Origin of the sequence: Nisaea sp. (assembly GCF_017640745.1) — a bacterium.
Classification (GTDB): Bacteria; Pseudomonadota; Alphaproteobacteria; order Thalassobaculales; family Thalassobaculaceae; genus Nisaea.
This window is the reverse complement of sequence record NZ_JAEPQA010000001.1, coordinates 228,181-253,954: the sequence shown is the minus strand read 5'-3', so window position 1 is coordinate 253,954 and position 25,774 is coordinate 228,181. Positions and strand designations below refer to the sequence as shown.

Sequence of the window (25,774 nt, the reverse complement as noted above, 5' to 3'; positions counted from 1 at the left end):
TACGGTCAGCGCTCAGACGAAATAGCGGAAATAGGCGATCGTCTTTTCAAGGCCGGTTCGGAGCGGAACTTTCGGTTCCCACCCGAGGAGACGTCTCGCCTTGTCGATGTTCGGCTGGCGCTGCATCGGGTCGTCCTGCGGCAGCGGGTGGTAGGAGATCCCGTTCTTCCCGCCGACCAGTTCGGTCACGGTTTCCGCCAGTTCCTTCACCGTCATCTCGGTCGGGTTTCCAAGGTTGATCGGGCCGACCACGGAGTCCTCGCTGTCCATCAGCCTCATCAGGCCTTCGACCAGATCGTCGACGAAGCAGAAGGAACGTGTCTGGCTGCCGTCGCCGTAGAGCGTCAGGTCCTCGCCGCGCAGGGCCGATAGGACGAAGTTGGACACCACGCGGCCGTCGTTCGGATGCATGCGCGGGCCGTAGGTGTTGAAGATCCGCGCAACCTTGATGCGCAGCCGGTGCTGGCGCAGATAGTCGAAGAACAGGGTCTCGGCACAGCGCTTGCCTTCATCGTAGCAGGCCCGGATGCCGGTCGTGTTGACGTTGCCCCAGTATTCCTCGGTCTGCGGATGCACCGTCGGGTCGCCATAGACCTCCGAGGTCGAGGCCTGCAGGACCTTCGCCTTCACCCGCTTGGCAAGTCCGAGGACGTTGATCGCGCCGATCACGCTGGTCTTGGTCGTCTGTACCGGATCGCGCTGGTAGTGGATGGGGGAGGCCGGGCAGGCGAGGTTGTAGATCTCGTCGACCTCGACATAGAGCGGGAAGGTGATGTCGTGCCGCATCAGCTCGAAATTTGCGTGATCGAGCAGATGGGCCACGTTGTGCCGCATACCCGTATAGAAATTATCGACGCAAAGAACGTCGTCACCGCGCTCCAGCAGCCGCTCGCAGAGATGGGAGCCGAGAAAGCCGGCACCTCCGGTAACCAGGACGCGTTTTGGAACTGTCTGCATGGGGTGGCCGCCGATCCTTCAGTGCCAACATTCTCTCGAAATTCTGCATACCTCATCCGGAACCGGGTGCAAATGGGGCTGTGCGGAGAGGCGCGGCCGGCTTGAGCTTGAGTTGGCTGAGAGCGCTTTGCCGTAACCCTTTGAATCGGCGCGAATCGTTAAGTTTTCTCGCAAGGAGCTTGAACTGAAACCACAACAAGGAGTAGGCTCAACTCAAGTCGGCACAACATATTGCGTCTCTTTTCAACCGGGAGACGCGCCGTTTCAAACCGGAAAAGTGCCGGCATTATGTCAGACTTGGAGGGCAGAATGGCCGAAAGCGCAGTCAGCGCGTGGACCGAGGACCGTCTGGAACAGCTCAAGCAGCTCTGGGCCGACGGATTGTCGATCACGCAGATCGGGAACGAACTCGGGGTTTCGCGGAATGCCGTCGTCGGCAAGGTGCATCGGATGGGGTTGCCGAAGCGGCAGTCGCCGATCGTGCGTTCCGACAAGCCTGTCGAGCCGAAGAAGCGCAAGGTTTCGCCGCTCGCGGCGCAGGAATGGGACCGGAACAAATGCTCCTGGCCCATCGGCGATCCGAAGTCTCCGGACTTCAAATTCTGCGGCGACAGCGTGTTGCCGGGCCGCCCCTATTGCACGACCCATTGCGCGGTCGCCTACACCAACATGCGGGATACCGCGGCCGCCTGATCCGGCCGGCGTGTCACGATAACCGGAGGGGGCCGCGGGAAGCCGCGGCCCCCTTCGCTGTTTCCGGCGTCGCCCCATATCCGTGCCGGGCAAGCGACAGGGCGCATATTGCCAAATCCCGCCCCCTCTCTATTGTTCGATGAACGAGGGGCGTCCGTCCCAAATCAGCACTCACTCCTGCCGGTTCCCGGCACAGACCTTCCGGAGCAGCAGATGCGACTGAAAGACAGAACCGCCATTGTGACCGGCGCTGCGTCCGGTATCGGAAAGGCGATCGCGATCCGTTTCGCCGAAGAGGGCGCGAACGTGATCGTGGCGGACCGGACCGATCAGCCGCGCGAGGGTGGAGAGAAGACGCTGGATCTCATCCGGAGCGCCGGGGGCAGCGCCGAATTCGCGGAACTGGATGTCGCCGATTGGGCGTCTGTCGATGCCGCGGTCGGCGCCGCGGTCACAAGGTTCGGCGCGCTCGACATCATGGTGAACAACGCGGCGATCGGGGTCGGCAAACCTCTGCTGGAAACCAGCGAGGAAGAGTGGGACCTGGTGATGAGCGTCAACGCGAAGGGTGTATTCTTCGGCTGCAAGCGGGCCGTGCAGCAGATGCTGACGCAGCCGGCACGCGATGGGGTGCGTGGCCGTATCGTCAATATCTCGTCGCAGCATGGCATGGTCCGGTCGCCGCACGATCTCGCCTACGGCACCGGAAAGGCGGCCGTCGTCTACATGACGCGGCAGATCGCAGGCGATTACGCTGCCGAGGGGATCGTCTGCAACGCCGTCGCCCCCGGCAAGATCCTTACCGGCAAGACCGGGCGGGCCGTAGATCCCGATATCCTCGCCTATTCAGAGGCCCGCACACCCTGGCCGCGCCTCGGCCGGCCGCTCGACGTCGCCAACGCGGTGCTGTTTCTCGCGAGCGACGAGGCAACCTATATTACCGGAGAGAACCTGATGGTCGATGGCGGCTGGATGGCCAACTGATCCGCCCGACCGAGATCCCGCAAGACCTGGAGCTGACATGACACGCGTCGAGAACGCCGCCGGACCTCAAGTGAAACGCCTTGCCGACTACGCGCCGCCAGTCTTTCTGATCGACACGGTCGATCTCGATTTCGATCTCCACGACGGCGAAACCAAAGTCACGAGCGTGCTGAAGGGGCGGCGCAATCCGGCGTCGAACGATACTTCGGACGTGCTCGAACTTGATGGCAACGAGCTGCGTCTGCTCTCCGTGGCGCTTGCCGGCGCGGCCGTCCCCGAGAGCGGTTACCGCGTCGAGGGCGACAAGCTCTATCTCTCCGGCGTCCCGGACGCCTTTACGCTGGAGATTGTCACGGTGATCGAGCCCGAAAAGAACACGGCGCTCGAAGGACTCTACATGTCGGAAGGGATGTATTGCACCCAGTGCGAAGCGGAAGGGTTCCGGCGGATCACCTATTTCCCGGACCGCCCGGACGTCATGGCGGTCTATACGACGCGCCTCGAGGCGGATGCGGAGCGTTTTCCGGTGCTGCTTTCCAACGGCAATCTCGTCGGGTCCGGTTCGCTCGACGGCGGACGGCATTTCGCGGTCTGGAACGACCCCTTCCCGAAGCCGTCCTATCTCTTTGCCGCTGTCGCGGGAGACCTCGCCTGCGTGCGCGACAGCTTCCGGACCATGTCCGGCCGCGATGTCGAACTCCGGATCTATGTCGAGCACGGCAACGAGCGTCTGACCGGCCATACGATGGACAGCCTGAAGCGCTCGATGAAATGGGACGAGGAGCGGTTCGGTCTCGAATACGATCTCGATCTCTTCATGATCGTGGCCGTCAGCCATTTCAACATGGGGGCGATGGAAAACAAGGGGTTGAACATCTTCAACAGCAAGTTCGTGCTGGCCGACCCCGAGACCGCAACGGATGCCGATTACGAACGCCTCGAAGGCATCGTCGCGCACGAGTATTTCCACAACTGGACCGGCAACCGGGTGACCTGCCGCGACTGGTTCCAGCTCAGCCTGAAAGAAGGGCTGACCGTCTTCCGCGATCAGGAATTCACGTCCGACACTCATTCCCGCGGCGTGAAGCGCGTCGCCGATGCGCGTCTGCTGCGTACTGTCCAATTCCCCGAGGATGCGGGACCGACCGCGCATCCGGTGCGCCCCGAAAGCTATCTCGAGATCAACAACTTCTACACGGTGACGATCTACGAGAAGGGCGCGGAGGTGATCCGGATGATCCACGAACTGCTGGGGGCCGACGCCTTCCGCAAGGGCATGGATCTCTATTTCGAGCGTCATGACGGTGAGGCGGTCCGATGCGAGGATTTCGTCGCCGCCATGGAAGACGCGAGCGGCGTCGATCTTGGCCAGTTCCGGCTGTGGTACAGCCAGTCCGGAACGCCGGAGCTGGAGGTCGCCCTGGAACACGACCCGTCGTCAAGAACCGCGCGGCTGAAAGTGCGCCAGATCCTGCCGCCGACGCCGGGACAACCAAACAAAAAACCGATGCTGATCCCGCTTTCGATGGCTCTGCTCGGGGTGGATGGACGGACCCTGCCGCTGGAACTGCGTGGCGACAACAGCGGTGCGGCACCGGCCGCGCGCGTGCTGCCCGTCAGTGTCGAAGAGCAGGAGTTTGTCTTCGAGAACGTGGCCGAGCGGCCGGTCCCGTCTTTGCTGCGCGGGTTCTCCGCCCCTGTAAGACTGCGCTCGAGCCGCAATGCCGTCGAAGACTGCTTCCTTTTCCGCCACGACGACGATCCGTTCGCGCGCTGGGATGCCGGGCAGAGCTATCTGACCCGGGCCGTGATCGACGCGGCAGAGAACGGTACCGGCGGAGCGGTGCTCGACGATGATTTCCTCGATGCAGTGGGAGAGATTCTGAACGATCCCGCGATCGAGCCGGCTTTCGCAGCCGAACTCCTGACGCTGCCGGGGGAGACGGTTCTGGCCGACGCCATGCTTCCGGCGGACCCGGACGCCATTCACGCGGCGCGGGATGCGGCGCGCCGTGAAGTCGGTCTTCGTCACACGGCGCTCTTTCGGACGATCTACGACCGGCTGTCGGGTGCCTATGCTCCGGACGACATGTCGACCGAAGCCATGGGGACGCGCGCCCTGAAGGCGCTTGCGCTCGGGTATCTCGTGGCAAGCGGAGAGAGCGCCGCGCGCACGCTCGCCGCAAATCAGGCCTCCGCGGCCACGACGATGACGGAGTCCATGGCCGCGCTGCAGGCTTTGAACAATGTCGAATGCTCCGAGCGTGAGACGGCGTTGGCCGCCTTCCATGACCGTTGGATCGGCACGCCCCTCGTGCTCGACAAATGGTTCATGCTCTCTGCGACGAGTGCGCTGCCGGGCACGCTGGAAACCGTCAAGGGGCTGCTGCAGCATCCGAAGTTCGATTTGGGCACGCCAAACAGGGTGCGCGCCGTCATCGGCGCCTTCGCGACCGGCAACCCGGTTCATTTCCATGCCGCCGATGGCTCCGGCTACAGCTTCCTTGCCGACCAGATCATTCGTCTCGACGGGCTCAACCCGCAGGTCGCGGCGCGGCTCGTGGCGCCGCTGACCCGCTGGAAGCGCTATGACGAAGCGCGTCAGCGCATGATGCGGGAGTGTCTCGCGCGCATCCGGCGCCATCCGGGCCTGTCGCCCGACGTTACCGAACTCGTTGCCAAAGGCCTTGGGGAAGAAGGGTAATTTCATGAGCGATCCGATCGTCGTCATCAATCCGAACAGCACCGAAGCCGTCACAAAATCGATGAGCGATGCGCTCGACGGACTCCGTGTCCCGGGGGGACCGGAGATCGACTGCCTGACCAATCCGGACGGCCCGCCCGGCGTCGAAAGCCAGGCAGATGCGGATCTGGCCGCGGTCCAGGTCCGCGAGATCGTTGCCCGCCGGGCGAACAGCGCGTCGGCCTTCGTCATTGCCTGTTATTCAGATCCGGGGATCCATGCCGCGCGCGAGGCGACGGACAAGCCGGTATTCGGGATCGCCGAGTCAGGGATGCTCCGGGCCATGAGCATTCGCGAGAAGTTCGGTGTGATCGCTATTCTCGATCGTTCGATCCCGAGGCATATGCGTTACATCCGGGCACTCGGGTTTGAGTCCCGGCTGGCCGGTGAACGGGCGCTCGGCCTCGGCGTCGTCGAACTCTCGGACGAGGACAGGGCATATGCGCGCCTCGTCGAGACGGGGAGGGAGCTCAGGGACAAGGACGGGGCCCAGGCCGTAGTGCTTGGATGTGCCGGAATGGCGCGCTACCGCCAGGCGCTCGAAGAAGAGCTATTGATACCTGTTATCGACCCCACTCAGGCAGCGGTTAGCAATGCGTTAACCAATACGCTGATAAAATCCTCATGAAATCAATACAATTCGATTTAAATGAGAGCGCTATTGTAATCTTTAGTGCTTGATAAATCGGAAAAATGAACGCTCAATGACCCTCTGGTATAGATTTACTTGGGGCCGTGCCGGAACTTTAACTCGATGGATGAAGCAGCGCTTAAAGAAATAATCGTCCTCCATCGGGGCTACCTTGATGGTGTGCCCGGCTGCAAGCGTGCGGATTTACGAAATGCAAGCCTCAAGGGGCTGCGCGCGCCCAACGCCAAGTTACACAATGCCCTGTTGTCCGGTGTAGACATGACGGGTGCCGCCTTTGTGCGCGGTGATTTTTCCGGAGCGGATTTGTTCGGAGCGGTGATGCGCCGGGCCAATCTCGCGGGTTCGAACTTCTTTCGTGCCGATCTCCGCGGCGCCAAGTTCACCGGGGCCCGTCTCGGCGGGTCTGATTTCCGCGAAGCCGACATGCGTCCGGGCGATATCCGCGATGCCGGGATGAAGCGCACGCAAAGCGTCGACATGTCAGACGCGGTGCTCGACAAGTCGAACTTCTCGCGCTCGAACCTGACCGAAGCGAACATGGAAGGCGCATCGCTCCGGAACAGCAACATGTCCGAGGCAGAACTGGTCGCGGTCAATCTTTCCGGCGCCGACCTCGAAGGGGCCAATCTCGAGCTCGCGCGCATGAAGAATGCCGTGATGGCCGGGACGAATCTCAAGGGGGCCAGCCTCAGGGGTGCCGACCTCGAAGGTGCCGTGCTGCGCAACGTCGATGTTTCGGTCTGCGACATGAAAGGTGCCCGGCTCGATAATTGCCGGGTCTTCCTCGGCATCCGGGATCTCGAGGACGGCCTCAAGGTCAAGGTCCAGAAACACATGAAATGGCTGGCGACCGACGGAAAAGAGGGCGAGCAGGCGGACTTCTCTGGCGCCAACATGGCCGGGCTCGATTTTCGAAACGCGGATCTGAGCGTCGCCAAATTCACCGGCGCAAATCTCGAGAAGTGCAATTTCGGCAGCTCGTTCCTCACCATGGCGGATTTCACCGGCGCCAATCTGAAGAATACGAACTTCATGAATGCCGACATGCGCGGCGTCATTCTGATGAACGCCGATCTGACGGCGGCAAACATCGCCAGCGCGGATCTCGGTTATGTGAACGTGCTCAGCACCCGTGGCGATCGGCGCGTCGTGCGCTTCCCGGCGACACTCAACGGCGCGATCTTCGAGAAGACGATCTGTTCGAAAACAAATTTCGACGGTGCGCGTCTGGACGGCGTGTCGTTCGAGACTTCAATCACCGACGGCGCGATTTTCGATGCCGGAGACAAAGTATCCGATGAGGAAGCATTGACTCCGGAAGCAGTGCCTCAGCGGAGCTGAAGCCGCTTCTAGCTGAACGCTTTGAAGGTGATGATCGTGAAGGTGTCCTTCACGCCCCTGATCTTCTGGATATTCTCGGTCACGAACCGGCCGATATCCGTATCGTCCTTCAGATAGCATTTCATCATCAGGTCGTATTGGCCCGACGTCGAATGCACTTCGGAGACTTCCTCGATATCCATGATCGCGGAATCGGCCACGTTGTAGGCTTCGCCTAGTTCACACTTAACCTGAACGAAGATCGTCTGCATCGGAGGCCCGGGGCTAAGAACGGAAGACTTCTGATCGTTTCCGAAAAGAGCGGGGAAATCAAGCGGCGCACAATTTCGAGCGCCGCCGGGCTACTTTCGGAGGAGAAACGCCGGGACGTGATCGCCCAGTCCGACGACAGGTTCCATGTCGGCGTCCTCGTCGCGCGTGCGGCGGCGTTTCGCCGGGCGCGCTTCTTTCGCCGGGAACTCGGTCACGTTGTCGTTTGCCTTCGACGTCTCCGCCGGTGATTTGTCTTCGGAGCGCGGGCCACGATCCCGGCCGCTGCGATCCCGGCCACCGCGGGAACGGGAACTCCGGCGCCCGTTCCGGTCCCGCTTCTCGTCCCGCTGTTCTTCGTCTGCATCACCATCGTTTCCGCCGACCGACAGATTGGCGATCTCATAGACCGGGATGTCCTTGCCGATCAGCTTGATGATCGCCTGGAGGTATTTCTCCTCCTCGGAGGTGGTCAGCGTAAAGGCGCGTCCTTCGCGTCCGGCCCGGCCGGTGCGGCCGATGCGGTGCACGTAATCCTCGGCATGGGTCGGGACGTCGAAATTGAAGACATGGCTGAGGCCGGCGATGTCCAGGCCGCGGGCGGCGACGTCGCTGGCGCAGAGCAGGTCGGCATCGCCGTCCTTGAAGCGCTGAAGGGTCTTCATCCGGTCCGGCTGCGACATGTCGCCATGCAGCTCGACGGCATTATAGCCGTGCCGCTTCAGAGAGCGGTGCACGACGCCGACATCGCGCTTGCGGTTGCAGAAGATGATCGCGTTGGTCGGCTTCTCGCTGTCGATCAGGCTTCTGAGGGCCGCGCGCTTGTCCTTGACCGCGACCTTGACCCTCGCCTGCTTCACGGTTTCGGCGGCGGAGGAGGCGGCCGCGACGGTGATTTCCTTCGGGTTGATCAGGAAGGCGTCGGCGAGCTTGCGGATCTCCTTGGAGATCGTCGCCGAGAAAAACAGGGTCTGGCGGATCCGCGGCAGCAGGCTGACGATGCGCTCGACATCCGGGATAAAGCCCATGTCGAGCATCCGGTCGGCTTCGTCGATCACCAGCACCTTGACGTCGGTCAGCAGGATGCGGCCACGTTCGAAATGGTCGAGCAGGCGGCCCGGCGTGGCGATCAGCACGTCCACGCCGCGGTCGAGTTTCTGTTCCTGCTCGGAGAAGGCGACGCCGCCGATCAGCAGCGCCATGTTGAGCTGATTGTGCTTGCCGTACTTGACGAAATTGTCCGCAACCTGCGCCGCGAGTTCCCGCGTCGGGCACAGGATCAGCGAGCGCGGCATCCGCGCCTTGGCCCGGCCGGCAGCGAGGATATCGATCATCGGCAGGGTGAAGGATGCGGTCTTGCCGGTGCCGGTCTGCGCGCAGCCGAGAATGTCCCGTCCCATGAGGACGTGCGGAATTGCCTGTTCCTGGATAGGAGTAGGGGTGGTGTAACCGGCATCGGTTACCGCGGAAACGACCGCGTCGCTAAGTCCAAGGTCTGAAAACGTCAAGGTACCGCCTATTTTATCGCGTTGTCTGAAGAGGCACTGTTCTTTGCATCGGTGCCTGGCGCGAAGATGACGCGGATATTAGGTGCAGGGCGCGCGCTGTCAACAAAGAGATGGCCGAAACCGCGCATTGCAGCCATGTTTTCGCGGCCACTGTAGTATCAAAACAATGTCCCGGTAATATTTGTGAAACTATTTCGGGACTTCGTTTTCCGCAAAAGTACAGCGCCGCGGCCTCAGACGTCGAGGTCGGTGACGAACTTCGCATTCTCCTGAATGAATTGGAACCGTAGCTCCGGCTTACGGCCCATCAGCGTCTCGACGGTATCCTCAAGCACGCGGCGCGCCTCTGCGTCGTCGCTGGCGGGATCGGCGTTTTTCAGTGACGGCGGGACCGAAACCCTAAGCAGGATGCGCTTTTCCGGATCCATCGTCGTTTCCTTGAGCTGCGCCGGCGGCATTTCGCCGAGGCCCTTGAAGCGGGAGACCTCGATCTTCGCCCGGCCGGTCAGTTCGGTCCGGATCAGTTCCTCGCGGTGCGCGTCGTCGCGGGCATAGACCGACTTCGTGCCCTGGGTCAGTCGGTAGAGCGGAGGAAGGGCAAGGTAGAGATGACCTTCCTCCACCAATTTCGGCATCTCGCGGAAGAAGTAGGTCATCAGCAGAGAGGCGATGTGAGCGCCGTCGACGTCGGCGTCGGTCATGATGATGACCTTGCCGTAGCGCAGGTTCTCCGAGCTGTAGCTGCTGCCCGAACCGCAGCCGAGCGCGAGCGAGATGTCGGAAAGCTCCTGGTTCGCACGCAGCTTTTCTGACGAGGCGCTCGCCACGTTCAGGATCTTGCCGCGCAGCGGCAGGATCGCCTGGGTCTTGCGGTCGCGCGCCTGCTTGGCGGAGCCGCCGGCGCTGTCGCCCTCGACCAGAAAGATTTCCGTCGTCTCGGTATCGGAGCTGGAGCAGTCCGCGAGCTTGCCCGGCAAGCGGAGCTTGCGGGTTGCCGTCTTGCGCGAGACTTCTTTCTGCTGCCGTCGCCGCTGGCGGTCCTCGGCGCGCTCGAGGATCCGCTCGAGAAGCTTGTTCGAGGTCTCGGGCGTGGCGGAAAGCCAATGGTCAAAATGGTCCTTCACGGCCTGCTCGACCAGTTTGGTCGCATGGGCGCTGACGAGTTTCTCCTTCGTCTGACCCTGGAACTGCGGATCCTTCACGAAGACCGAGAGCATGATGCAGGCGCCGCCCATGACATCGTCCGAGGTGATCTGGGCCGCTTTTTTCTGTCCCCCGACCATCTCCGCATAGGCGCGGATGCCACGAAGCAGGGCGGTCCGGAGACCGGCTTCGTGGGTGCCGCCGCTCGGCGTCGGGATGGTGTTGCAATAGGCGTGCATGAAGCCGTCATCATTGTCGTCCGGCCAGGTGACCGCCCATTCGACCCGCTCGCGCGTCTCGCTGTCGTCCTTGTCGCCCGCGAAGGCCTCGCCGATCAGCGCGCGGTCGCCGAGCGTGCTTGTGAGGAAGTCGGAAAGACCGCCCGGATAGTGCAGGGTGGCCGCTGCCGGTGTGTCGTCGCCTTCGCCGATCAGTGCCGTGTCGCAGGACCAGCGGATTTCCACGCCCTTGAACAGGTAGGCCTTGGAACGGGCCATGCGGTAGAGCTGCGCCGGACGGAAACGGGCGCGCCCGAAGATCTCCGCGTCGGGATGGAAGCGGACCGTGGTACCGCGCCGGTTCTGCACCGCACCACGGCTCTCCAGACCGCCTTGCGGAAAGCCGCGGCTGAAGCGCTGGGCAAAGAGCTGTTTGTCGCGCGCGACCTCGACTTCCATGTCGTCGGAAAGCGCGTTGACGACGGAGATGCCGACGCCGTGCAGGCCGCCCGAGGTGCTATAGACCTTGTCGGAGAATTTTCCGCCGGCATGCAGTGTGGTCAGGATGACTTCCAGCGCCGACTTGTCCTTGAATTTCGGGTGCGGGTCCACCGGGATGCCACGACCGTTGTCGCGGATCGTCACGGTCATGTCGGACGACAGGTCGATCTCGATCCGGCTGGCGAATCCGGCGACGGCTTCGTCCATGGAATTGTCGAGCACTTCCGCGACCAGATGGTGCATCGCCCGTTCGTCCGTGCCACCGATATACATGCCCGGCCGCCGCCGCACCGGCTCAAGGCCTTCGAGAACCTCGATATCCTTGGCGGAATAGTCGTCGTCGCTACGGGCAGCGTTGCTCTGGAACAGGTCCGACATGTGGCGAATAGGTCCTCGAAGGTCAGAAAATGCATTTATCCTGTAGTCGCTCGGGCAAATACTACAAGATATGGTCCATGCTCGCCAAGCAATCAGGAGTGGTCATGGCGCAAGACGAGAGACAGCCGGTCGGGACCCTGCAGGTCCGCACCATAGCCATGCCCGCGGACACGAACCCGAGCGGCGATATTTTCGGCGGCTGGGTGCTCAGCCAGATGGATATAGCCGGGGGCACGGCTGCGGCGCAACGTGCAAAGGGCCGCGTCGCCACGGTCGGCGTCGAAGCGATGACCTTCCATAAGCCGGTGAAGGTCGGCGACATCCTCTGCTGCTATGCCAGCTTTCAGAAGCAGGGCACGACGTCGCTAACCTACAAGATCGAGGCCTGGGCGATCCGCTCCGGGGAATACCATCTCGATGAAGTTCTTGTGACCGAAGGGCAGTTTACCTTCGTCGCCCTTGACGCGAGCGGCCGGAAGCGGAAGCTGGAAAGCGTCTGAGTCCGGTTGCATCCGGCTTTTCAAAGGCGTACTTTGTGCGCATATGAGGGCGAGATGATCGCTGAATTCACGTTGCGTCGGTGCGGTCCATTCCGGATTGCCGCCGCGATCCTGTTGCTGTTCCCGGTCTTTGGAGCAGATGCCGTTCGGGCCGGTGAGGCGGATGTCGAAAATGTTCGTGTCGAGCGTGCCCCGGGCGGGACATACACGTTCCACGTGACCGTCTGTCACGCGGATACGGGGTGGGACCATTACGCCAATGCCTGGACAGTGCATGCCCCTGACGGGACATTGCTCGGCGAGCGGGTGCTCTATCACCCGCATGTCGACGAACAACCTTTCACGAGGTCGCTCTCCGGCGTTTCTATTCCGGCTGGAGTGACTCGCGTGATCGTCAGGGCGCGCGACAGTCAGCACGGGAAGGGCGGCCGGGATTTCGAAGTCGAACTTCCGTAATCTCTGCCGAAGCAGGTTCCCGGTTCTGCGCCGGGACGAAAGTACGGAGGAACGATGTTCACCATAGCCGTCGCCAATACCAAGGGCGGAGCCGGAAAGACGACACTTGCGACGACTTTGGCCGCGCACTACGCCGCAAGGGGCCTGGACACAGCGCTTGGAGATCTCGATACACAGCAGAGTTCGCTCTCCTGGCTGCGGCGGCGGCCGGCGGATCTGCCGAAGATCCGCGGAGTCGATCTTGAGGCAGAGGGTGCCAAGCCGCGCAAGAAAACCGAGATTCTTGTGGTGGACTGTGTCGCGGCCATGAGTCGGGACGTGGTGAAGGATGTCGTAAAGCAGGCTGACGTGATCGTGATCCCTGTTCTTCCCTCCGCATTCGACGAGGACGGCACCCGGCATTTCATGGATCAGCTCGCAGGTCTTAAACCGATCCGGAAGAACAAGCGCGCCGTCGCCTTTGTCGGGAACCGCGTCCGGCTGCGGACGAAGGCAGCGGATCGCCTCGAGGCGTTCCTCGAGGACCTGGGTTTTCCGAAAGTCGCGACCCTGCGCGACACGCAGCTTTTCGCGCAGGCGGCGGCGGAAGGAAAATCGATCATGGAACTGCCCAGCCGCCGGGCCTACGAGCATGTCATGGACCTGCAGCCATTGATCGACTTCATTGAGGAAACACGTCTCGGCGGCTGAACCGCGCGTTGAACATTTTTGCACGCGTCGGCACCCGCATTGTTCGTTGCCGGGTCTCTTGGAGATGCGGACTATCCGCGGGCCTTCAGGAGTGACCGGGACAGGAACATGAACATCGGATCTGCACTGAAGACGGCGCTTCTTGTTGTCGTCTCCTGCGCCTTCTTTGCCGGGGCCAATGCCTGCGCGAAGGGCGTACAGTTACTTGAGGCCGGACCCGCTCTGCATCCGGTCCAGATTGCTTTCTCACGCTTTCTGTTCGGGTTTCTCACCCTGCTGCCTTTCGTTGTCCATCGCGGCAGGGGCGTGTTCCGCACCGGTATTCCGGTAAAGCACGGCATACGGGTGGCCTTCGGTGCCGCCGGCGTCGCTGCGTCGTTTGCCGCGGTCGGCATGATGCCGCTTGCCGATGCCCTCGCCATTGCCTGGACAAGCCCGATCTTTGCGATGGGCTTCGCGATCCTGGTGCTGAAGGAGAAACTCGTCCCGCTCCGCTGGCTGGCCGCGGCCGTCGGGCTCGCGGGCGTTGTCGTGATGACCCGGCCGGGGGCAGGCGTGCTTCAGCCGGGCGCCCTGATCGCACTGCTGTCCGCCATTCTCGTCGGCGCCGAAGTGGTGACGATCCGCATGCTGGCGCAGACGGATCGGCCGCTGACCATTCTCGCGATCAATAATCTGGCTGGCCTGATCATTTCGGGGCTGGCGGCCCTCCCGTTTCTCCAGATGCCGACGGCTGACCAGATTCCATACCTCGTCGGGGTCGGCTCCATCATGGTCTGTGGCCAGTTGCTTTTTCTGAAGGCGGCGGCCATCGGGGAGGCGAATTTCATTGCACCATTCTATTACAGCACGCTGCTCTATGCCGCGCTGTTCGGTCTGCTGTTTTTCGATGAGGTCCCCGGGCTGCATCTCCTGATCGGCGGCGGAATGATCGTGACGAGCGGTCTCGCGATCGCGTTCATTCGTCCCCGGACAGCCTGATCCAGAAAAAAAGAACGGGCCGCGCGAGGCGGCCCGAGTTTTGGGAGGAAGCCGCCCGCCGGCCATAAGCGCACCGGCGGGAGGACTTGCGGTCTCCTGAGACGAGGGGGCCGGCGAACCGGCCCCCGGCCGTCTTAGGAGGAATAGTACATCTGGAATTCGATCGGATGCGGGGTCTGTTCGAACTTGATGACCTCTTCCATCTTAAGCTCGATATAGGCATCGATCTGGTCGTTGGTGAAGACATCGCCCTGGGTCAGGAACGAACGGTCCGCATCGAGGCATTCCAGAGCCTCGCGGAGGCTGCCGGCGACGGTCGGAACTTCGGCCAGCTCTTCCGGCGGCAGGTCATAGAGGTCCTTGTCCATCGGGTCGCCCGGATGGATCTTGTTCTGGATACCGTCGAGACCGGCCATGAGCATGGCGGAGAAGATCAGGTACGGATTGCCGGCGGCATCCGGGAACCGGACCTCGACGCGCTTGCCCTTCGGGCTGTTCACGAACGGGATACGGCAGGAGGCCGAGCGGTTACGCGAGGAGTAGGCCAGCAGAACCGGCGCCTCGAAGCCCGGGACCAGACGCTTGTAGCTGTTGGTCGTGGAGTTCGCGAAGGCGTTGATGGCCTTGGCGTGCTTGATGATGCCGCCGATGTAGTAGAGGCACATCTCGGAGAGATCGGCGTAGCCGTTGCCCGCGAAGAGCGGCTTGCCGTCCTTCCAGATCGACTGGTGCACGTGCATCCCCGAGCCGTTGTCGCCGGCGATCGGCTTCGGCATGAAGGTCGCGGTCTTGCCGTAGGCGTGCGCGACGTTGTGCACGACGTACTTGTAGAGCTGCAGGGCGTCGGCGGTTTCCAGCAGGGTGCCGAACTTCATGCCGAGCTCGTGCTGGCCCGGGGCGACTTCGTGGTGGTGCTTTTCGATCGGCACGCCCATTTCGCCCATGACCGCCAGCATTTCGCTGCGCAGATCCTGTTCGCTGTCGACCGGCGGGACCGGGAAGTAGCCGCCCTTGACGCCCGGACGGTGACCCATGTTGCCTTCTTCATAGGCGCGGGCGGAGTTGGCCGGGAGTTCCGGGTGATCGAGTTCGTAGTACCCGACGTTGCTGCCGGTCTTGATCTTCACGTCCTCGAACACGAAGAACTCGGCTTCCGGGCCGAAGAAGGCGGTGTCGCCGATGCCGAGGCTGTTCAGATAGTTGATCGCGGCTTTCGCGGTCGAACGCGGGTCGCGCTCGTAGGGCTGACCGGTGATCGGATCCAGGATGTCGCAGAACAGCATCAGGGTCGGCTGCGCGAAGAACGGATCGACGCGAGCGGTCGAGAGGTCCGGCTTCAGGCCCATGTCGGACTCGTTGATCGCCTTCCAGCCGGCGATGGAGGAGCCGTCGAACATGAAGCCTTCGGTGAGGCTTTCCTCGTCGATCGTCTCGATGGCCTGGGTCACGTGCTGCATCTTGCCGCGCGGATCTGTGAAGCGCAGGTCAACGAACTTGCAATCATGTTCCTTGATCATGCTCATTACGGCATTCACATCAGACATAGTCTTCCTTCCTGACTACTTAAACGGGCCGCTGCCTTGTCGGCGCTTGGACAACCTGTGCCTGGTTGACCGAATGCCGCCGGCATCGCGTCCCTGTTTCGGCGGTGCCCTCTCCCCGGGCGGTCCAGCCATTTGTTTACCCGCCTGACATCAGAGCGGGCGTTTCGTTCCTCCGGTAAAGGCGGAACGGGTTCATAGCCCTAATTAAAGGGCATCGCCCCCGGATTCTCCGGTTCGGATACGGATGACATCATCGACCCCGGAAACGAAGATCTTTCCGTCGCCGATGCGGCCGGTGCGGGCTGCGGACTGAATAGCGTCCACCGCACGCTCGACCAGGGAGTCCTCCATCACGACCTCGATTTTCACCTTCGGGAGAAAATCGACGACGTACTCGGCTCCTCGGTAAAGTTCGGTATGCCCCTTTTGGCGCCCGAACCCCTTGGCTTCGGTTACCGTGATTCCCTGGATGCCAACCTCATGCAGCGCTTCCTTCACTTCGTCGAGCTTGAAGGGCTTGATGATGGCTTCGACTTTTTTCATTGCTTCAGTGCTCTTCTGTTGATGTCCCGCCGCGCGGGTCACGCTGCCGGTAATAGCACACTCCGTGCCAAGCCGTGGATGTTTCGTAACGCATTGAAAAGCAATTGTTAATTAAACCAGGGTTCAAGTTTCGAACGCATCTTCTGCGCAAATTATAAGCGCCTGCCTATTTTTTAGGCGCCAACAATTGGGCGCATTGGAAATCGGGCATCTTCGCAGCGCTCGGATCAGATCTTCAGCACCATCCCGTCCTCGGCGGTTTCGTAGTCCAGAGCTGATCTTCTGGACAGCATGTCGTCGTTCATATGAGTCAGGATCAGGCGCTTCGGCTCGATGGCCGGCAGATGTTTTTCCAGGGCGGCAAGGTCGAGATGGAAGGGAACCTGCTTGTCACGGAAATAGGCCTCTGCGATCAGCAGGTCCGCCTTGCGCCCGATCCGGATCAGCGTATCCGTCCACTCGGTGTCGCCCGTATAGGCGATCACCTTTCCAGACGCGGTTACGCGATAGGCGAGGAACGGTCCGTCCGGCGGGCCGTGGACGACCTGTTCCGCCAGAATGTCTAGGCCCGCGACCGATTTGGTTTCACCCGGTGAGATCTCGATCAGCTCCAGCGGAAATTTCTGACGCGTCCGGGATGAGCCCGGGAAGGCGGTCTCCATTGCCCGTTCGATCCATTCCTTCAGCCCTTGCGGGCCGACGACGGTCAGTGGCCCGGTTCGCTTAGAGAAGAACTGGGCATCGAGCATGAAATAGGGGATTCCGCCGAAATGATCGCCGTGGAAGTGGGTGATCAGGATCGTCTCGATCCGGTTGCGGTCGAGCCCGAGCGCCTTCATGGCAATCAGGGAACTCGCACCGCAATCGATCAGGAAGCGTGTCTCCGGCGTCTCGACGTGAAAGCAGGTGTTGAAACGCCCTCCGCTGCCGAACGCGTCGCCGCAGCCGACGAAGGTCAGTGTGATGTCGCCGGCTGCGTCCATTCCGGGGAACTTCCGGGCAGATCAGGCGAGACAGGCTTTGATGCGCTTGATCGCCTCGACGATGTTTTCCGTCGAGTTTGCGTAAGAGAAGCGCAGATAGCCTTCGCCATGGCCACCGAAACTGGTGCCCGCGATGACGGCGACACCGGCCTGCTCGAGCAGCTTTTCCTGCAGGGCCTGAGCCTTCATGCCGGTGCCTTCGATGTTCGGGAAGGCATAGAAAGCGCCTCCCGGCTCGATGCAACGGAATCCGGGGACCTGGTTCAGCTCGCGGACGATCACCTTGCGCCGCTCGTCGAACGCCTTGAGCATCTCGCCGACGGCATCCTGCGGGCCCGTCAGAGCCTCGAGGCCGGCATACTGGGCCGCCGCGTTGACGCAGGAATGGATGTTCACGCAGAGCTTCTCTGCGTGCGGGAAGAGGTCCTTCGGCCAGACGCTATAGCCGAGCCGCCATCCGGTCATCGCATAGGTCTTCGACCAGCCGTCGAGCAGGATCAGGCGGTCGGCGATTTCGGGATACTGCAGCAGGCTGACATGCTCGCGGTTGTCGTAGAGCATCTCGCTATAGATCTCGTCGCTCATGACGGCGACGTCGGGCCAGGCCTGCAGGCCGGCGACCAGCTTGTCGAATTCCTCCCGCGGGACGACGCCGCCGGTCGGGTTGGCCGGGCTGTTGACGATGATCAGCCGGGTGCGTTCGGTGATGCCGGCAAGCACTTCCTCCGCGGAGAAGGCGAAGCCGTTCTCTTCGCGCAACGGGATCGAGACCGCCTTGGCGCCGGAGAACTCGATCGCCGATTTGTAGATCGGGAAGCCCGGATCGGGGAACATGATCTCGGCACCTTCCTCGCCGAAGATCATCATCGCGAGGAACATGGTGACCTTGCCGCCGGGAACCACCAGCACGCGGCCCGGATCGATCGCGACGCCGTGGCGCCGCTCGAGATTGGCGGCGACCGCTTCCCGCAGGGCCGGGATACCGTTGGCCGGGGTGTAGCCGTGATGGCCGTCGTGCAGTGCCTTGACCGCGGCCTCGACAATATTGTCGGGAGTCCGGAAATCGGGCTGGCCGATGCCGAGATTGATGATGCTCTTCCCCTGCGCCGCGAGTTGATTGGCGCGCGCCAGCACTGAGAAGGCCGTTTCCGTTCCGAGATGGTTGAGCCGTTCTGCCAGCTTCGTCATATCCCTGTTCCTTCCGAATTTATCGGCGAATTATTGTTTTCTCCGGCGACCTTATAACGGCGAGTCGGGACACTCACAATCTGCCGTTTCGCCGCGTGGAAGCGGGAAACCTTGCCAAGGACGTGGCCTTGGGCTAATCGCCATCGCTCTCTTTTGCCTGGGCCCTTGCCGGAGTGACCCCGATGAAGCCTGCCAACAGTCTGCTATCCTCTTACGGGACGACCGTATTCGAGGTCATGTCGCGGCTGGCGATCGAGCACGGGTCGATCAATCTGGGACAAGGCTTTCCGGACGATCTCGGCCCCGATCCGGTGCTGAAAAAGGCCTCGGAATTCCTCTTTGACCGGCCGAACCAGTATCCGCCGATGCTCGGCGTTCCGGAGCTTCGCGAGGCTGTCGCCAAACATAACAAGCGGTTCTACGGGCTCGATGTGGACTGGCAGTCCGAGGTCATGGTCAGCACCGGTGCGACAGAAGGTCTCGCGGCCTGCTTCTTCGGCCTGATCGAGCCCGGCGACGAGGTCGTGCTGATCGAACCGACCTATGACTGCTATCTGCCGATCATTCGCCGTGCAGGCGGCATCCCGCGTGTCGTCACTCTGCGTCCGCCGGAATGGAAGCTCGATGTGGCGGCGTTCAAGGCTGCGTTCAACGACAAGACGAAGCTGCTGGTGATCAATTCGCCGATGAACCCGGCGTCGAAGGTCTTCACCGAGGAAGAACTCAAGACGATTGCCGAGACGGTGATCGCGCATGATTGCTACGCGGTCTGTGACGAGGTCTACGAGCACATGGCGTTCGACGGGCGCCGCCATCATCCGCTGATGACGCTTCCGGGCATGCGCGAGCGCTCGGTGCGGATCGGCTCGGCCGGCAAGACCTTCTCGCTGACCGGCTGGAAGGTCGGCTACCTGACGGCGCCGGCGGAGTTGCTGCAGCCGATTGCCAAGGCGCACCAGTTTCTCGTCTTCACCACCGCACCGAACCTGCAGCGCGCCGTCGCGTTCGGGCTTGAGCAGGACGACAGCTATTTCAACGGGCTGCGCGACTCCATGCAGGCGAAGCGGGATCGGCTCGCGGATGGCCTGAGCAGGATCAACGGCATCGACTGCGTCGAGTGCGAAGGCACCTATTTCCAGTTCGTCGACATTTCCGGTCTCGGGTTTGACGGCGACGATGTCGCCTTCTGCCGCCACATCACCACAGAGGCCGGGGTGACGGCCGTGCCCGTCAGCGCCTTCTTTCATGGCGAGGCGCCGAAGAATTTCATTCGCTTCTGTTTCGCCAAGAAGGACACCATTCTCGATGATGCCGTCGCCAGGCTCTCGGCCCATTTCGGCGGTTAGAAATTACCCGTCAATTCGCACGGTAAATCGGTTGACGGACCAACCTTGTTACAGTAGGTAATCGGCCCTCGCGGTGACGCGAGCGAACATGTGGCGGGTGTAGCTCAGCTGGTTAGAGCGCCAGATTGTGGATCTGGAGGTCGTGGGTTCAAGACCCATCACTCGCCCCATTCTCCCTATTACAACTGTTTTCTGACAGAACGTGCCCCGGCCACGCCGAGGGCGAGCCAGCCGGCCATGAAGCAGGTGCCTCCGAGCGGCGCGAGCTCGGTCGTCGTTGCGCCGCCGCTGAAGGCGCTCGCATAGAGCGATCCGGAAAAGAACGCGGTTCCGGCGACGAAGAGCAGGGCGCTGCCAAGCGGCAGTCTCGGTCCGGAATGCCCGGCGAGCAGCAGGGCTGCCGCGAGACCTGCGAGATGGACGAGGTGGTAGAGCAGGGCGGTCGAAAAGCGGTCCCGTGCGACCTGATCGAACCCGGCCGCGTGTGCCCCGTAGGCTCCGAGCGCCACTGCCGAAAGACCGAGCAGTCCGAGGGCGAGCCATAGAAATCGCGTCAGAATAATCATCTACAGGTCCGATGCCGGTCGCGGTTGAGGCGGATAAGCGCATTCCACGGGGCGAACTCTCGACATATCCTTGGCCAATGACAAGTGCTGGCGGCTGCGGCGAATTGCCGGGCCGGATCAGGATCGGGGGAATGTCGTGGACGAGCTGGCGCTGCTCTCCGTCTCGGAAATGGGAGAGGCGGACCGGAGAACGATCGAAGGCGGTGTGCCGGGCATCGAGCTGATGGAGGCGGCCGGCCAGTCCGTCGCGGATGCAACCATGGCCCGGTTTTCGCCCCGGCGGACTCTCGTCGCCTGCGGTCCCGGCAATAACGGCGGCGACGGTTTCGTCGTCGCGCGGCTGTTGCGCGCGGCGGGCTGGGAAGTGGAGCTTGCGCTGTTTGGTGGGCTGGCCGCACTCAAGGGCGATGCCGCACTGGCGGCGACGGCTTGGGACGGTGCGGCTCCGGAGCTCGATCCGGCTCAGCTCGAACGCGCCGAACTGTTCGTGGACGCTCTCTTCGGCGCCGGGCTTGCGCGCGACATCGAGGGCGCTGCCTTGCGTTTCTTGACGGCAGCTAAAGACCGCGTCGCGGCCGGAACGCTCATGTCGGTTGCTGTCGACATGCCGAGTGGCGTCGACGGAGATAGCGGTGCGGTGAGGGGCATTGCGGTACCGGCCGCTCTGACAGTGACGTTTTTCCGCAAGAAACCGGGGCATCTCCTCCAACCCGGCCGGTCGCTCTCGGGGGAGCTCGCGGTGACCGATATCGGGATCGCTCCGGATGTCTTGCGGGCGATCGACCCGAAATGCTTCGAGAACGGGCCGGCTCTCTGGCGGGACCTGTTCCCGGCGCCGGGCTCCGACAGTCACAAATACACGCGCGGCCACGCCGTCGTCAGCGGCGGACCGATGACCGGGGCCGGGCGCCTCGCGGCGCGGGCCGCCCGCAGGGCTGGAGCAGGGCTGCTGAGCATAGCCGCCGCGCCGGAAGTTTGCAGTCTGTTCGCCGCCGATGCGCCCGGCGCCATCGTGCTGCCGGTCGATGGGCTGCAGGACTTCGAACAGATCCTCGCGGACGCGCGCAAGAACGCAGTCCTGGTCGGCCCTGGACACGGCGTCATCGGGCGCACCCGCACGTTTTCCGCCGCCGCGCTCCGGACGGGCAAGGTGGTCGTCCTCGATGCCGATGCCCTGACGGTCTGGTCGGGGAATGCGGCCGGCCTCGCCCACCTGATCAAGGGGCCGGTCGTGCTGACGCCCCATGAAGGCGAGTTCCGGCGCCTGTTTCCGGCGCTTGCGGGCAGCAAGCTCGAAAGAGCGCGGGCAGCGGCGCTGCAAATGGGGGCGGTGCTTGTACTCAAGGGACCGGATACGGTCATAGCCGCTCCGGACGGGCGGGCGGCCATCAACGGCAATGCGCCGCCCTGGCTTGCGACCGGCGGCACGGGAGACGTTCTGGCCGGTACGATTCTCGGATTGCTCGCGCAGGGCATGCCCGCCTTCGAAGCCGCGGCGGCGGCGGTCTGGATCAATGGTGCGGCGGCCGACCGGTTCGGGCCCGGCCTGATCGCTGAGGATCTGCCGGAACAGTTCCCGGCGATCCTGGCGTCACTCCTTTCTGCGACGAGATGACACCAAGGAGTCATCAAGAGATCATTGAAGGCATTGCGGAGCTGAGCCATCTTAAAGCCATGCCAAACGATCAACCGACCAGCTTCATCGACCGGACCCTCTCGAACCTGCGCCAGGCATGGTCCGGGCTGTCCGATTCCACCCGCTACATGATCACCGGGCTGCCCCGCCCGGAACTCCCCGAAGAGGATCTCGAGCGCGTCCACCAGCAGATGGAGGATTGCCTCACGGTCCGCTCCGACGAGGTTTCCGCACGGGCACGTGCCGCGGGGCTCGGACGGACATATCTCGCCCTGGATCCGACCGGACAGCTCCGCTTCCTGAAGCTTCTGGCGGAGAATTACGGCGTCGATCGGGAGGCAGTCGATCAGGCGATGGACGCGGTCCGTTCGGCGAAGGACGACGGAGCACGTGCGAAGGCCGAGGCGAAACTCCGCCGGACGCTGGAACCGCGCTGGCGGCGTCTGCTGAAGCGCTTCACCACGCTTCCGGAGGGCGTGAAGTTCCTCGTCGATATGCGCGTCGTCATGCTGGAGCATGCCCGTAGCGAGCCCGCGATCAGGGCGCTTTCGGACGATCTCCAGGACATGCTCTCCGCCTGGTTCGATGTCGGGCTGCTCGAGCTGAAGCAGATCACCTGGGAAAGCCCGGCGGCGATCCTTGAAAAACTGATCGCTTACGAGGCCGTGCACGAGATCCGCTCCTGGGACGATCTGAAGAACCGTCTCGATTCCGATCGGCGCTGTTTCGCCTATTTCCACCCGGCGATGCCGGACGAGCCGCTGATCTTCGTCGAGGTTGCGCTTCTGCCGGAAATGGCGGCCAACGTGCATGACATTCTCGACGCGGATGCGCCGAAGGGGGACGTCTCGGCGGCCACAACGGCGATTTTCTACTCGATTTCCAACGCGCAGAAGGGCCTTGTCGGGATCAGTTTCGGCAATTTCCTCATCAAGCGGGTCGTCGAGGTGCTGCAGCACGATTTCCCGAACCTGAAGAAGTTCGCCACGCTCTCGCCGATTCCGGGGCTCTCGAAATGGAGCGCGAAGACCCTGGACGAAGATGGTTTCGAGCTGACCAACGCGGAACGCAAGGCGCTTGCCCAGATCGTCGAGGGCGAGACCGACGGAGCGATGCTGAGCGAAGCGCTCGGCCGGACGAAATGGTTCGAAGACGAGCATCTGGCGGCGGCGCTGAAAGGCCCGGTTACCAGGCTGGCGGCGCGGTACCTCTATGGAGATCGCCGGCCGGACGGCAAGGCGAAGGATCCGGTGGCCCATTTCCACCTTTCGAACGGGGCCCGTATGGAGCGGCTGAACTGGCTCGGCGACACCTCGAAGAAGGGGATCGCGCAGGCCCACGGGATGATGATCAACTATCTCTACCGTCTATCCGATATCGAGACCAACAGCGGGGCCTATTCCGCTTCCGGAAAAATCGCCGTTTCCTCCTCGGTGAAACCGCTCGTTCGCGACTGAAACCCATAAGTGTTGACGCGCTCCCCCGGTTCGGATAGCCATGCCGGTCCAATACGACATGGCGCCTCCATGGACGCCAGCGGTCCGCGGGTGTGGTGGAATTGGTAAACACGCCAGATTTAGGTTCTGGTGGCGAAAGCCGTGGGGGTTCAAGTCCCTTCACCCGCACCACCGGGCTAGGCCATGGCGCGAGATCGTGGGCGTACGCAGACGAAGCAGATTGAGCAAAACCAATGCAGGTTACCGAAACTTCCTCCGAAGGCCTGAAGCGCGAATTCAAGGTCGTGATTCCCGCCGAGACGATTAATGGCGAGGTCGATGCGCGCCTGACGCAGCTCGCCCCGACCATCCGCATGCCGGGCTTCCGTCCGGGCAAGGTGCCGGTGGCGCTTCTGAAAAAGCGTTACGGCCCGTCCGTCATGGGCGAAGTCCTGGAAAAGACGGTCAACGAGACCTCCCAGAAGACGCTGGAAGAGCGTGAGCTGCGTGCCGCCACGCAGCCGCAGATCGAAATCACCTCGTTCGAGGAAGGTGGCGATCTCGAGTTCAACCTCAGCGTCGACATCATGCCGGAAATCACACCGGTGGATTTCTCTACTCTCGAGATTGAGCGCCTGACCGCCGAGCCGAGCGACAAGGAGCTTGATGAGGCGATCGGCAAGCTGGCCTCGCAGCACAAGACCTCCGAGCCGATCAAGCGCAAGCGGAAGTCCAAGGAAGGCGACATCGTCGTCATCAACTTCAAGGGTACTGTCGACGGTGTCGCGTTCGACGGCGGTGCGGCCGAGGGACATCATCTTGAGCTTGGTTCGGGCACCTTCATTCCGGGCTTCGAGGATCAGCTCGTCGGCGTGAATGCGGGCGACAAGGTCGACGTGAAGGTGACCTTCCCGGAGAACTACGGCCAGGAAACGCTCGCCGGCAAGGACGCGGTGTTCGAGACCGAGGTCACCGAGATCCGCGAGACCACCGATCCGGTGATCGACGACGAGTTCGCCAAGCTGTTCGGCATGGACGATCTCGACACCCTCAAGGAAGCGATCAAGGGCCAGCTGTCGCAAGAATATGCGGGTGCTGCACGCGCCAAGCTGAAGCGCACGCTGCTCGATGCGCTCGAAAGCAAGCACGATTTCGGCGTGCCGGAAGGCATGGTCGATGCCGAGTACCAGGCGATCTGCAATGCGGTGAAGCCGCGGGCGCATGATCATGACCACGACCATGATCATGATCACGACCATGATCACGATCACGATCACGATCACGATCATCATCACCACGAGCATGCGGCCGACGAAGGTCTGAGCGACGAGGAGAAGGCCGAGTATCGCGGCATCGCCGAGCGCCGGGTTCGTCTCGGACTGCTGCTGCAGGAAGTCGGCCGCCTGAACAACATTTCCATCACCGATGAGGAGGTGGCGCGGGCGATCTATCAGGAAGCGACGAAGTATCCGGGCCAGGAACAGCAGGTCGTGCAGTTCTATCAGCAGAACGCGCAGGCCCAGGCCAACATCCGTGCGCCGCTGCTCGAGGACAAGATCGTCGATTTCATCGTCGAGATGGCCAAGGTCACCGACAAGACGGTGAGCGCGGAAGACCTCTTCAAGGAAGAGGAAGAGGGCGAGAGCGCGGAGAAGAAGCCGGCCAAGAAGGCGGCAGCCAAGAAGCCTGCCGAGAAGAAGAAGGCGCAGGCGAAAAAAGCTCCCGCGAAGAAGACCGCCGCGAAGAAGGACTCCGACGACGCATAAGGGGGTGTTGTATGGGGCGAAAAGCCCCATATGATCTGCACAGACCTGAACGCGACGTAACCCAAGAAGGCCGACTGAAATGCATGATCCCGCAGAGATCTATATGAACTCCTTGGTCCCCATGGTGGTCGAGCAGACCAACCGCGGGGAGCGGGCCTACGATATCTACTCCCGCCTGCTGAAGGAGCGGATCATCTTTGTGGTCGGCCCGATCAACGACGCCATTTCCAGCGTCGTCTGCGCGCAGCTGCTGTTCCTCGAAGCCGAGAATCCGACCAAGGACATCTCGATGTACATCAACTCGCCGGGCGGCGTGGTTTCGTCCGGTCTCGCGATGTACGACACGATGGAATATATCCGCCCGGACGTCTCCACCGTCTGCATCGGTCAGGCCGCCTCCATGGGCTCGCTGCTGCTGACCGCCGGCGCCAAGGGCAAGCGCTATTGCCTGCCGCACGCGAAAGTGATGATTCACCAGCCGTCCGGCGGCTTCCAGGGACAGGCGACGGATATCGAGATCCACGCCCGCGAGATCCTGGCGACCCGTGCGCGTCTGAACGAGATTTACGTGAAGCATACCGGCCGTAAGCTCGATGAGATTGAAACCGCGATGGAACGCGACAATTTCATGGTGCCGGAAGACGCCAAAAAGTTCGGCCTGATCGACGAAGTCGTGCACAAGCGGCCGGTCGACGGCAAAGACGAGTCCGGCAAGAGCTAAGCATTCTGGAATGCGGACCGGTCCCCGTCGATGATGGCTTACGGGGACGTC

23 protein-coding genes and 2 tRNA genes are annotated in these 25,774 nt (G+C 62.3%); 16 read left to right on the top strand and 9 right to left on the bottom strand.

Annotation, left to right across the window (positions count from 1 at the left end; all coding sequences use genetic code 11):
* Positions 1 to 12: 12 nt before the first annotated feature.
* Positions 13 to 957 carry a UDP-glucuronic acid decarboxylase family protein gene (locus JJ959_RS01260; RefSeq protein WP_292879445.1) on the bottom strand — a complete coding sequence of 315 codons (945 nt, stop codon included), beginning with the start codon at positions 955 to 957 and terminating at the stop codon, positions 13 to 15.
* Positions 958 to 1,266: 309 nt separating this feature from the next.
* On the opposite strand from JJ959_RS01260, the gene JJ959_RS01255 reads away from it, so the two are divergent.
* From JJ959_RS01255 to JJ959_RS01235, 5 genes are all read left to right on the top strand, one after another.
* Positions 1,267 to 1,650: a GcrA family cell cycle regulator gene (locus tag JJ959_RS01255; protein WP_292879444.1), complete on the top strand. Its 384-nt coding sequence runs from the start codon at positions 1,267 to 1,269 to the stop codon at positions 1,648 to 1,650.
* A gap of 213 nt (positions 1,651 to 1,863) precedes the next feature.
* Positions 1,864 to 2,634, top strand: a complete 771-nt coding sequence (locus JJ959_RS01250) for an SDR family oxidoreductase (RefSeq protein ID WP_292879443.1) — start codon at positions 1,864 to 1,866, stop codon at positions 2,632 to 2,634.
* Between the two features lie 37 nt (positions 2,635 to 2,671).
* The gene (pepN, locus tag JJ959_RS01245) at positions 2,672 to 5,338 is read left to right on the top strand and encodes an aminopeptidase N (RefSeq protein WP_292879442.1); all 2,667 of its coding nucleotides are present in this window, start codon (positions 2,672 to 2,674) and stop codon (positions 5,336 to 5,338) included.
* A 4-nt stretch (positions 5,339 to 5,342) separates the two neighbouring features.
* Positions 5,343 to 6,005 (top strand): aspartate/glutamate racemase family protein, encoded by a 663-nt coding sequence (locus tag JJ959_RS01240; protein WP_292879441.1) that lies wholly within the window; start codon positions 5,343 to 5,345, stop codon positions 6,003 to 6,005.
* A gap of 126 nt (positions 6,006 to 6,131) precedes the next feature.
* Positions 6,132 to 7,370, top strand: a complete 1,239-nt coding sequence (locus JJ959_RS01235) for a pentapeptide repeat-containing protein (RefSeq protein ID WP_366816892.1) — start codon at positions 6,132 to 6,134, stop codon at positions 7,368 to 7,370.
* An 8-nt stretch (positions 7,371 to 7,378) separates the two neighbouring features.
* Here the strand turns inward: JJ959_RS01235 and JJ959_RS01230 are convergent, their stop codons facing one another.
* The 3 genes from JJ959_RS01230 to parE form a co-directional block, all read right to left on the bottom strand.
* A complete protein-coding gene (locus tag JJ959_RS01230; RefSeq protein ID WP_292879439.1) occupies positions 7,379 to 7,621 on the bottom strand; it encodes an Lrp/AsnC ligand binding domain-containing protein in 243 nt (80 codons plus the stop codon).
* A gap of 90 nt (positions 7,622 to 7,711) precedes the next feature.
* On the bottom strand, positions 7,712 to 9,127 hold the full coding sequence (locus tag JJ959_RS01225; RefSeq protein ID WP_292879438.1) for a DEAD/DEAH box helicase: 1,416 nt from the start codon (positions 9,125 to 9,127) through the stop codon (positions 7,712 to 7,714).
* A 233-nt stretch (positions 9,128 to 9,360) separates the two neighbouring features.
* A complete protein-coding gene (parE, locus tag JJ959_RS01220) occupies positions 9,361 to 11,367 on the bottom strand; it encodes a DNA topoisomerase IV subunit B (protein ID WP_292879437.1) in 2,007 nt (668 codons plus the stop codon).
* Positions 11,368 to 11,471: 104 nt separating this feature from the next.
* On the opposite strand from parE, the gene JJ959_RS01215 reads away from it, so the two are divergent.
* The 4 genes from JJ959_RS01215 to JJ959_RS01200 all read left to right on the top strand — a co-directional run bounded on the left by JJ959_RS01215 (position 11,472) and on the right by JJ959_RS01200 (position 13,994).
* The gene (locus tag JJ959_RS01215) at positions 11,472 to 11,867 is read left to right on the top strand and encodes an acyl-CoA thioesterase (RefSeq protein ID WP_292879436.1); all 396 of its coding nucleotides are present in this window, start codon (positions 11,472 to 11,474) and stop codon (positions 11,865 to 11,867) included.
* A 54-nt stretch (positions 11,868 to 11,921) separates the two neighbouring features.
* Positions 11,922 to 12,323, top strand: a complete 402-nt coding sequence (locus tag JJ959_RS01210) for a hypothetical protein (protein WP_292879435.1) — start codon at positions 11,922 to 11,924, stop codon at positions 12,321 to 12,323.
* Between the two features lie 54 nt (positions 12,324 to 12,377).
* The gene (locus JJ959_RS01205; protein WP_193180340.1) at positions 12,378 to 13,013 is read left to right on the top strand and encodes a ParA family protein; all 636 of its coding nucleotides are present in this window, start codon (positions 12,378 to 12,380) and stop codon (positions 13,011 to 13,013) included.
* Between the two features lie 108 nt (positions 13,014 to 13,121).
* Positions 13,122 to 13,994 carry a DMT family transporter gene (locus JJ959_RS01200; protein WP_292879434.1) on the top strand — a complete coding sequence of 291 codons (873 nt, stop codon included), beginning with the start codon at positions 13,122 to 13,124 and terminating at the stop codon, positions 13,992 to 13,994.
* Between the two features lie 134 nt (positions 13,995 to 14,128).
* Here the strand turns inward: JJ959_RS01200 and glnA are convergent, their stop codons facing one another.
* The 4 genes from glnA to JJ959_RS01180 form a co-directional block, all read right to left on the bottom strand.
* The gene (glnA, locus tag JJ959_RS01195) at positions 14,129 to 15,538 is read right to left on the bottom strand and encodes a type I glutamate--ammonia ligase (RefSeq protein ID WP_292879433.1); all 1,410 of its coding nucleotides are present in this window, start codon (positions 15,536 to 15,538) and stop codon (positions 14,129 to 14,131) included.
* 204 nt (positions 15,539 to 15,742) lie between these two features.
* A complete protein-coding gene (locus JJ959_RS01190; RefSeq protein WP_193180346.1) occupies positions 15,743 to 16,081 on the bottom strand; it encodes a P-II family nitrogen regulator in 339 nt (112 codons plus the stop codon).
* Between the two features lie 227 nt (positions 16,082 to 16,308).
* The gene (locus JJ959_RS01185) at positions 16,309 to 17,064 is read right to left on the bottom strand and encodes an MBL fold metallo-hydrolase (RefSeq protein ID WP_292879432.1); all 756 of its coding nucleotides are present in this window, start codon (positions 17,062 to 17,064) and stop codon (positions 16,309 to 16,311) included.
* Positions 17,065 to 17,085: 21 nt separating this feature from the next.
* Positions 17,086 to 18,252, bottom strand: coding sequence for a pyridoxal phosphate-dependent aminotransferase (locus JJ959_RS01180; RefSeq protein WP_292879431.1), 1,167 nt, complete (start codon positions 18,250 to 18,252; stop codon positions 17,086 to 17,088).
* A gap of 182 nt (positions 18,253 to 18,434) precedes the next feature.
* On the opposite strand from JJ959_RS01180, the gene JJ959_RS01175 reads away from it, so the two are divergent.
* Positions 18,435 to 19,598, top strand: a complete 1,164-nt coding sequence (locus JJ959_RS01175) for an aminotransferase (protein ID WP_292879430.1) — start codon at positions 18,435 to 18,437, stop codon at positions 19,596 to 19,598.
* Positions 19,599 to 19,691: 93 nt separating this feature from the next.
* Positions 19,692 to 19,768: transfer RNA gene (locus tag JJ959_RS01170), tRNA-His, on the top strand.
* 9 nt (positions 19,769 to 19,777) lie between these two features.
* Here the strand turns inward: JJ959_RS01170 and JJ959_RS01165 are convergent.
* A complete protein-coding gene (locus JJ959_RS01165) occupies positions 19,778 to 20,164 on the bottom strand; it encodes a DUF423 domain-containing protein (RefSeq protein ID WP_292879429.1) in 387 nt (128 codons plus the stop codon).
* A gap of 136 nt (positions 20,165 to 20,300) precedes the next feature.
* Here JJ959_RS01165 and JJ959_RS01160 point away from each other — a divergent pair, with 136 nt between their 5' ends.
* From JJ959_RS01160 to clpP, 5 genes are all read left to right on the top strand, one after another.
* Positions 20,301 to 21,779, top strand: a complete 1,479-nt coding sequence (locus tag JJ959_RS01160; protein WP_292879428.1) for an NAD(P)H-hydrate dehydratase — start codon at positions 20,301 to 20,303, stop codon at positions 21,777 to 21,779.
* Between the two features lie 59 nt (positions 21,780 to 21,838).
* Positions 21,839 to 23,257: a malonyl-CoA decarboxylase gene (locus JJ959_RS01155; protein ID WP_292879427.1), complete on the top strand. Its 1,419-nt coding sequence runs from the start codon at positions 21,839 to 21,841 to the stop codon at positions 23,255 to 23,257.
* Positions 23,258 to 23,343: 86 nt separating this feature from the next.
* A tRNA-Leu gene (locus JJ959_RS01150) sits at positions 23,344 to 23,428 on the top strand.
* A 62-nt stretch (positions 23,429 to 23,490) separates the two neighbouring features.
* On the top strand, positions 23,491 to 25,002 hold the full coding sequence (gene tig, locus JJ959_RS01145; protein WP_292879426.1) for a trigger factor: 1,512 nt from the start codon (positions 23,491 to 23,493) through the stop codon (positions 25,000 to 25,002).
* Positions 25,003 to 25,081: 79 nt separating this feature from the next.
* The gene (clpP, locus tag JJ959_RS01140) at positions 25,082 to 25,723 is read left to right on the top strand and encodes an ATP-dependent Clp endopeptidase proteolytic subunit ClpP (RefSeq protein ID WP_292879425.1); all 642 of its coding nucleotides are present in this window, start codon (positions 25,082 to 25,084) and stop codon (positions 25,721 to 25,723) included.
* Positions 25,724 to 25,774: the final 51 nt, after the last annotated feature.